Origin of the sequence: Streptomyces sp. NPDC006265 (assembly GCF_040613555.1) — a bacterium.
GTDB lineage: Bacteria > Actinomycetota > Actinomycetes > Streptomycetales > Streptomycetaceae > Streptomyces.
Genome location: NZ_JBEXSH010000455.1, coordinates 1 through 7,214 on the forward strand (window position 1 = coordinate 1; position 7,214 = coordinate 7,214).

At 72.6% G+C, this 7,214-nt stretch carries 7 protein-coding genes and 1 pseudogene; 3 read left to right on the plus strand and 5 right to left on the minus strand.

Translation table 11 applies throughout. From position 1 onward, the window contains the following. Nucleotides 1-2,829, minus strand: a pseudogene (locus tag ABZ281_RS30145) (hypothetical protein); the annotation flags it as partial. A gap of 489 nt (nucleotides 2,830-3,318) precedes the next feature. Here ABZ281_RS30145 and ABZ281_RS30150 point away from each other — a divergent pair. From ABZ281_RS30150 to ABZ281_RS30160, 3 genes are all read left to right on the plus strand, one after another. After that, nucleotides 3,319-3,756 carry a hypothetical protein gene (locus ABZ281_RS30150; protein ID WP_356660554.1) on the plus strand — a complete coding sequence of 146 codons (438 nt, stop codon included), beginning with the start codon at nucleotides 3,319-3,321 and terminating at the stop codon, nucleotides 3,754-3,756. 94 nt (nucleotides 3,757-3,850) lie between these two features. Then, a complete protein-coding gene (locus ABZ281_RS30155; protein WP_356660556.1) occupies nucleotides 3,851-4,066 on the plus strand; it encodes a ferredoxin in 216 nt (71 codons plus the stop codon). Between the two features lie 9 nt (nucleotides 4,067-4,075). Beyond that, on the plus strand, nucleotides 4,076-4,837 hold the full coding sequence (locus ABZ281_RS30160; RefSeq protein ID WP_356660558.1) for a PIG-L deacetylase family protein: 762 nt from the start codon (nucleotides 4,076-4,078) through the stop codon (nucleotides 4,835-4,837). Here the strand turns inward: ABZ281_RS30160 and ABZ281_RS30165 are convergent. The 4 genes from ABZ281_RS30165 to ABZ281_RS30180 all read right to left on the minus strand — a co-directional run bounded on the left by ABZ281_RS30165 (nucleotide 4,832) and on the right by ABZ281_RS30180 (nucleotide 6,761). Continuing rightward, the gene (locus ABZ281_RS30165; RefSeq protein WP_356660560.1) at nucleotides 4,832-5,602 is read right to left on the minus strand and encodes a glycosyltransferase family 2 protein; all 771 of its coding nucleotides are present in this window, start codon (nucleotides 5,600-5,602) and stop codon (nucleotides 4,832-4,834) included. The two genes, ABZ281_RS30160 and ABZ281_RS30165, sit on opposite strands and share 6 nt — an antisense overlap. 40 nt (nucleotides 5,603-5,642) lie before the next feature. Further along, complete coding sequence (locus tag ABZ281_RS30170) at nucleotides 5,643-6,023, minus strand: hypothetical protein (protein WP_356660562.1); 381 nt, start codon at nucleotides 6,021-6,023, stop codon at nucleotides 5,643-5,645. A 136-nt stretch (nucleotides 6,024-6,159) separates the two neighbouring features. Further along, entirely contained in the window at nucleotides 6,160-6,504 is a 345-nt protein-coding gene (locus tag ABZ281_RS30175) for a group II intron maturase-specific domain-containing protein (RefSeq protein WP_356660564.1), read from the minus strand. Nucleotides 6,505-6,548: 44 nt separating this feature from the next. Continuing rightward, complete coding sequence (locus ABZ281_RS30180) at nucleotides 6,549-6,761, minus strand: hypothetical protein (protein ID WP_356660566.1); 213 nt, start codon at nucleotides 6,759-6,761, stop codon at nucleotides 6,549-6,551. Nucleotides 6,762-7,214: the final 453 nt, after the last annotated feature.

Sequence of the window (7,214 nt, forward strand, 5' to 3'; positions counted from 1 at the left end):
CCAGTCCAGGCACATGACGGTGGGCGTCCGGCCGTCCGGTCCGAACGCCACCGAGCGCACGGCGGCCGTGTGCCCGGTCAAGGGCTCGCCCAGGGCCCGCGGCCGGCGCGGATCGGCCGTGTTCCACAGCCGGACGGTGTGGTCGTCGCCCGCGGAGGCCAGCGTGCGTCCGTCCGGGCTGAAGGCGATCAGGTAGATCGTGCCGTCATGACCGGTCAGCGGCTTGCCGAGCGACTTCGGGTGCCGGGGGTCGGACACGTCCCACAGCCGTACGGTGCCGTCGTCGGAAGCGCTGGCGACCGTCCGGCCGTCCGGGCTGAAGACCGCGCTGCTCACCCAGCTCGTGTGCCCGGTCAGGGGCTTGCCCAGCGGCTCGGGGCGCTTGGGGTCCGCGACGTCCCACAGCCGCACGGTCCGGTCGTAGCTGGCGGTGGCCAGGATCCGTCCGTTCGGGCTGAAGGTCGTGAGGTAGACGGCGCCCGTGTGGCCGGTGAGGGGCGTGGAGAGCGGGGCGTTCACGATGGAGATCAGGCGGCTGTTCGCTCCCTTGTCGTCCGGCCGCAGACCGTGAGCCACCAGGTCGAGCTGCGCAGACAGCGACGGATCGGTGTCCTGCAGGCGGTCGGACTGCGCGAGCACCTGCTCGAAGACGGCTTCGTCCCGCTGCTTCCAGGCGACGACGGCCGACCCGACCGCCAGTATCGCCAGCACGACCAGGGTCGCCACCGCGCCCCGGCTGATCCAGGTGATCCGCCTGCGCAGCCGGACCGACGCGGCCAGGAACTCCACGGCGCTGCGGGTCAGGAACGTGTCCCCGGCGGACCTCGCCCAGCCGTGGGCCTGCTCCAGCCGGGAGCCCCGGTAGAGCAGTGAGGTGTCGCGGCTCGACTCCTCCCAGGCCCGGCCGTCCTCCTCCAGGCGCTGGCGCAGCAGATTGCCCTGCCGGTCCTCGTCGATCCACTCGCGCAAGCGCGGCCAGGCGTGCAGCAGCGCCTCGTGGGTGATCTCCACGGTCTCCGCGTCGAGCGTCACCAGCCGGGCGCGGACCAGCGCTTCGAGGGACTCCTCGGTCTTGCCCGGGTCGGTCGACTCCTCCGCCAGCTGACGCCGGGTCCCGCGGCGGCGCGTGGCCTGGGTGTCCTCGCCGAGCCGGACCAGGCGGAGCAGGAGCAGGCGGGCCGCGGTGCGCGCGGCGGGGTCGAGGCCGGTCCAGGCCCGTTCGGCGGTCGCCGCGACCGCGCCCTGGATGCCACCGGCCGCGCGGTAACCGGCCAGGGTGAGCCGGCCCGCCTTCCGGCGCTGCCAGGTCGCGAGCAAGGCGTGCGAGAGCAGCGGCAGCACGCCGGCGTCGTGCGCCCCACGTGGGCCGTCGGTGCTGACCTCCCGGACGATCAGCTCCGCGAGCCCCGGTTCCAGCTCCAGGCCGACGGCCTTCGCGGGGCCGGTCACCGCCTCGCGCAGTTCCGTGGTGGTCAGCGGCCCGAGCACCATGTGCCGGTGCTGGAGCGCGTCGGCCAGCTCGGGGTACCTCAGGCAGCGGTCGTAGAAGTCGGCGCGTATGCCCAGCACCACGACCGCCGGGGCCGGTTCGCCGGGGCCGGCGGCCGAGCAGGCGGCGTGCAGGACCTCGATGAAGGTACGCCGCTCCGCCTCGTCGGGGCAGAGAGTGAACGTCTCCTCGAACTGGTCCACGATGACGACCGGACGGGCACCGGAGGGGTCTGCGCGTCGGGCCCAGGCGGAGACGGCGGCGCGGACGGCTTCGGTGGAGGGCGGGGCGGTGATGAAGCGCGGAGCGTCGGTGGAGGGCGGAGCGTCGGTGGAGCGCGGAGCGTCGGATTCCGGGGTGGTTGGGCCTCCGGGCTGCCGCGGGGCGGGGTCTCCTGTGGGAGAGGAAGGCGGGGTGGGTTCACCTGTGGGGGAGGGTCCGGGTCGCTCCACGGGGGAGGGCCCGGTGCTCCCGGTGGCGGCAGACCCGGGTGACTCCGCGAGGGGGGCGGCGGAAGATCCGGGTCGCTGCGCGAGGGAGGCGTCGGATCCCACTGCCTCCGGCCGGGGCGGGGCTTCCCCGGGCGGGATGGAGGCCGAGACGACGGGCGCCAGCTCGGGGATGCACCGGCTCAGTTCCGCCAGCGGAGCGCCGCCCGGTACGAGCTGAACGACCTCTCGCGCCCGGCCGCTCCCGTCGCCGACACCGTCGCCGTCGTCACCGCCCAGCGCGCCGTCCCGCAGTGCGGGCACCAGACCGGCGTTCAGAAGCGAAGACTTCCCCGCCCCCGACGCGCCCACGAGCATGACCAGGCCGCCCGCCCCCGCGATGGCCCCGAGCTGGGTGACGAGCGCGTCCGTGCTCCGCTGCCGGCCGAAGAACCACCGGGCGTCCTCCCGCCGGTAGGAGGCCAGCCCCCGGTACGGGCACACCCCGCCGGGCGCGGACGCGGTCTCGTCCGCGGGCCGCTGCCGCTCCTCGGCCTCGGACGCGGCGGGACGCTCGCCGACCGGGTCGGCCACCGCGCGTTCCCACAGCCGCTGCCACTGGCCGAGGTCGTACAGACCGAGGGAGACCGGGGTGGGCCGTGAGCGCCGCGCGTCGGGGATCAGCACGTGCAGCACCGCCGCCAGGGCGGGGAACTGAGCGGGTACGTTCCGGGCCCGCCGCCAGTCGCTGATGCGCTGGGCGGACACCCGTACGGGCCGCCCGCGTTCGTCGACGCGCTGGAGCCGGACGACCGCCTCGGACACCCGCTTGAGGGGAGGGTTACCGGCTTCCTTGTACAGCAGTGCGAGGCGTTCCGCGAAGGCGGTGCGTGCCCCCGAGTCGGAACTCAAGGTCTCAGCTCCTTACTTCCACGCCTGGACGTCCGGACCGGAAAACTCACTCTATATGGCTGACCTGCGGCAATACCGTCCGCCAGGCGCCGGAACCTCCTCCTCCGTGGCCGGAAATGGCAGGATCCGGACGCAGCGGGCCACCCGTCCGGTCAGCTTCCGTCCGAGCCGGACGACGACAGCTCCACCGTTCGGTACCGGTCCCCACGAGGGGAGGGACCGGTGCCGGACGACGTGGTGAGCCTCCCCGGCGGACCCCGCCCCGCGACCCCGGCGGACCATGTATTCGACCCCGGCGAACCCCGTCGACCGGCCCTGGCGAATCCGTCGACCGACCCCGGCGAACCCCGTCGACCGACCCTGGAAAACTGACACTCCGTCAGCTATGGTCGCCCTGCCGTACCGCTTCCGGAGCGATGTACAGGGGTGAGCGCAGTGGAGTCACGTCCCGAGAGCCCACGACCGCAGGGTGCTCCGCGCTGGGTCGCGATGTTCTACGGTCCGGCCACGGGCTCCTGGCGGACGGCCGCGCAGTCGCCCCACCGCACGCCCGTCCTGTACGCCCTCGGCGAGATGACCCAGACCCTGCGCGCACGGGGCGACGAGGTGACGGTCGCCCTGTGGGGCCCGAAGGACGGCGCGTGGCACCGCTTCGACACCCCGCAGCAGCAGACCGCCACTTCTCAGCCCATTCCCGGCCCCATTCCCGAGCCCGCTCCCGAGCGCTCCCCCGGCGAACCGGCCAAGCTCGCGGAGCGGATGACCGGCCGCCGCCACCAGGTCCTCATGGCCGGCCTGACCAAGGCGGGCCTCTACGACCTCTCCCCCGAGGACGACACGACCGTCCAGGCCCTGGTGGAACGACTCGACGAGGCCGCCGTGCGGCGGGTCGCCCACTGGCTGGCGACCGCCGGAGGAGCGGGGTAAGCGGCCCGGTTGAGCCTGCGTCCCGCTGGGCAGTCAACTCCCGACGGCCATGGGGTCCTGGTCCCGACGCCGTCAGGAGGAGGATAAAAAGGGCATGAAGGTCTTCGTGGACCGCGATCTCTGCTACGGCTCCGCCGAGTGCGCCCACCGGGCGCCGGCGGTCTTCGACTTCATCGACGGCTTCGGCGTCGTCCGCCCGGGCCGCGAGGAGGCGGGTGAGGACCCGGCGATCCTGGAGGCGGTCGAGAAGTGCCCGAGCCAGGCGATCAGCATCACCCAGGCGCCGCCGTCGACACCGGACCATCCGTAGCAGGAGCGGATGCCGACACCGAGCCTGCTCGCGGTCTTCGCCCATCCCGATGACGAGTCCCTGTCCGCGGGCGGCGTCCTCGCCCGCCACGCGTCCGAGGGGGCGCGCACGGCGGTCGTCACAGCGACCTGGTCGGCGGACAGCCCGCGCGCCGCGGAACTGGCCGAGGCGCTCCACATCCTGGGCGCCGGCACCCCACGCATGCTGGGCTACGCCGACTCCCGCGCCCCGCACTCGGCCCCGGGCAGACCCCTCTGGTGCGACGCCCCGCTGGACGAGGTGGTGCGGGAACTGGTCGCCCACCTCCGGGACCTCCGCCCGCAGATCGTCGTCACCCATGACGCCTACGGCGGCCTGACCGGCCACGAGGACCATGTACACACCCACCGCGTGACGGCGCTCGCGGTCCATGCCGCCGGCCTGGAACGCCTCTACCCGGACGCCGGAGAGCCCTGGCAGCCGAGCGCCCTGTACCTGTCCACGCATCCGCATGCGGCGGTCCGAGCATGGGGCGGGCACCTGAGCGCCGTCGGAAAGGCACTGCGCACGGTCCCCGGCGAACGCGTCACCGCCACCGTCGACGTCACCCCCTGGCTGGACCGGAAGGTCGCGGCGGTCCTGGCCCACCGCACGGAGGTGGCGCGGGGAGCCGCGCCCGGCCTCGTCGCCGCCCTCCCCGGGCCCGAACGGGAACGACTGCTCGGCACGGAGTACTACACCCGCCACGACCTGACGCCGACGGCCCCGGCGCAGACCGAGCTGCTCTCATAGCGCGGCCGGCGCACCCCACCGGAGCCGGGACAGCGCCCTGGCCCTGGCCTCCACGACAGCCATCCGTACCTCCCGCTCGGCCCGGTCCACGTGGGCCGCCTGTCCGGTCACCTGCCCGTCCCACTTCCGGTACAGCAGGCCCACCTCCCCCGAGAACCAGCCCCTGCTCACCGCGTTCAGCGCCAGCAGCAGACCCGTGTCCTCCGAGGCGGGCAGCGCCATCCACCCGCCCAGGGCGAGCAGCAACTCCCGTCGCACGAACAGTGAGGCGGGATGCACCTGCGCGAGGAAGCCGTTCGCCTTCCAGTGCGCGAGCACCGCGCCCCGCTCTATCGGCCCCGGGTCAGGATCACCCGGGAACCCGACGGTCGACCCGTCGGGCATGAGGTCGAGCACCCGCGACGTGGCCCATCCGAGGCCCGGATCCTCTTCCAACGCGGCGAGATCCCGCGCGAGTGCACCCCGCGCCAACCGGTCGTCGGCGTCGAGGACCTTCACGTACGCCCCGTCCCCGTGGGCCAGCGCCATGGTCCTCGCGACACCGGGCCCGCCGGCCCGCCCCTGCCGGAACGTCACGCGAGCGTCCTTCGGCACGTACGGTTCGACGTCCTCGCTCTCCCCGTCCTCCTGCACGACCCAGTGCCACTCCCAGCCCTCGGGGAGCCGCTGCGCGCATAACGACGCGTAGGCCTCCGGCAGGAACCGGGCATGGGAGCCGTGCACGGCGGTGACGACGACGATGCGCCGACTCACAGCGACGCTCACCCACCCTTCTCCGACCGGCACGCCCTGGTGATCGTAGTGCTCAGTGCGTGTCCGGCCGGCTGCCCAGTTCCACGACGAGGTGATAGCCGCCGGCCAGGTCGATGCCGGTCCGCTCACGCAGCAGCTTGACCGCGGCGATCTGCCGGCCGCCCTCGAGCAGCGCGGTCAGCTCCCCGACCAGCGGGGCATCGAGCCGACGCAGAACATCCAGCGCCTGACCGCTGCTCGTGGGCAGCGCCTGCCCGTCGACCAGCAACTCCAGGGCCTCCCGCGCCGGTCCCCGCTTGAGCCACGAGTCCTTGCGCAACCGCCGGACGGCCTTGCCCGCCCGCCCGTCCCGCGCCAGCGCCCTCGCCTCCTCCTGGGCCTCCTGCCCGACGGGGGTGATCATCGCGGCCGTCCGGGCCTTGGTGTTGGTCATGGCACTCCTGGCGTCGTGGTGACTCACGCCTGAAGACGACGCAGAGCCCGCCGCCGTTGCCCGAATCGGGTAGGAGGGCCGGGTCGCCCGGCCCTCCTCCCACACCACCGGACATGCGGGCCACGCATCCGGCGGTTCATCCAGCTGATCTCAACCGTTGCCAGGTCGGCCTGAGCATGCGCAGACCAAGGTCGTCCCAGTGAGTGTTGGGCAGTGCCCGGCTGAGGACGGCAGAGCCCGCGATCCGCCAGTACCCCTTGCTGCTGCCGCCCCATTCACGGGCCAGCTGCTCGTTGATCCCGAGCTTGCGCAGCATGTGCTGACGGGTCTTCGGCCTCTTCCATTCCTTCCACCGGATCTGCCGCATCCTGCGGTGCAGCCACTTGGCCAGCTCGCGGAACACCTTCGGGGTGTCCGCAAGCTGGAAGTAGCCCATCCAGCCAGCGGTGAAGCGGTTGACCTTCACGATGCGTTCAGGCATCGCGATACTCCACCGGCGCGACGTCAGTTCCTTCAGCCGGTCCTTCAGATCCTTTCGCCGCCGCCAGGCTTCGGGATGATCACCTGACGGACCGGCGCCGGCCGGTAGGTGCCCGCATCGAGTCCGGCCCGCACAGCGGGCCAGTGCACCGCAACCCACGGCCGCAACTCCGCCGTGGTCATGCCGTCCACCCCGGGAGCACCCCGGTTCGCCTCGACACGGTTGAGCGCCGCGAGCAGGTTCTCCTTCGAGAGCATCGACTCCCACAAGGACGGTTCCCCCTCGCGGTGAGCGTCTTCCGCGTGACGCGCCGACCGGCCACTGCGCTCCGCCGGGGCACTTCCGGAATGCACCGGTCCCTCCCCGGTCGGCACCGCCGAAGCGGTATTACTGCGGTCATCGTGTCCGGCACGAGCAGCCATACGTCAGTTGCTCCACTTGATGTTCGGCCCTTCCCAGCCCGGCCGCATCGCGGCCCATCCCGGCTGGTACTACGGCCTCTGCTGACTTCTGCCCGGTCAGCCCGCGCCTCTCGGAGCGGACCGTCGGCGCGGCGACATCCTCAGCACAGCCGACACCCGGACAGATCTCCCCAGGTAAGAACGATCTCTGTCTCTAGTGTCCTGCGCCAGAAATTCTGATGGTTAGTTTTCCTCTGTTTTCTGGCTGCCGGTCCCGACCTTGGTGAGGTAGTCGGCGAGGGAGTTGAG

Excerpts from the sequence above, each read along its gene's own strand:
- ABZ281_RS30150 (WP_356660554.1), top strand. The coding sequence starts at position 3,319 with ATGTTCTACGGTCCGGCCACGGGCTCCTGGCGGACGGCCGCGCAGTCG.
- ABZ281_RS30155 (WP_356660556.1), top strand. The coding sequence starts at position 3,851 with ATGAAGGTCTTCGTGGACCGCGATCTCTGCTACGGCTCCGCCGAGTGC.
- ABZ281_RS30160 (WP_356660558.1), top strand. The coding sequence starts at position 4,076 with ATGCCGACACCGAGCCTGCTCGCGGTCTTCGCCCATCCCGATGACGAG.
- ABZ281_RS30170 (WP_356660562.1), bottom strand. The coding sequence starts at position 6,023 with ATGACCAACACCAAGGCCCGGACGGCCGCGATGATCACCCCCGTCGGG.
- ABZ281_RS30175 (WP_356660564.1), bottom strand. The coding sequence starts at position 6,504 with ATGCCTGAACGCATCGTGAAGGTCAACCGCTTCACCGCTGGCTGGATG.
- ABZ281_RS30180 (WP_356660566.1), bottom strand. The coding sequence starts at position 6,761 with ATGCTCTCGAAGGAGAACCTGCTCGCGGCGCTCAACCGTGTCGAGGCG.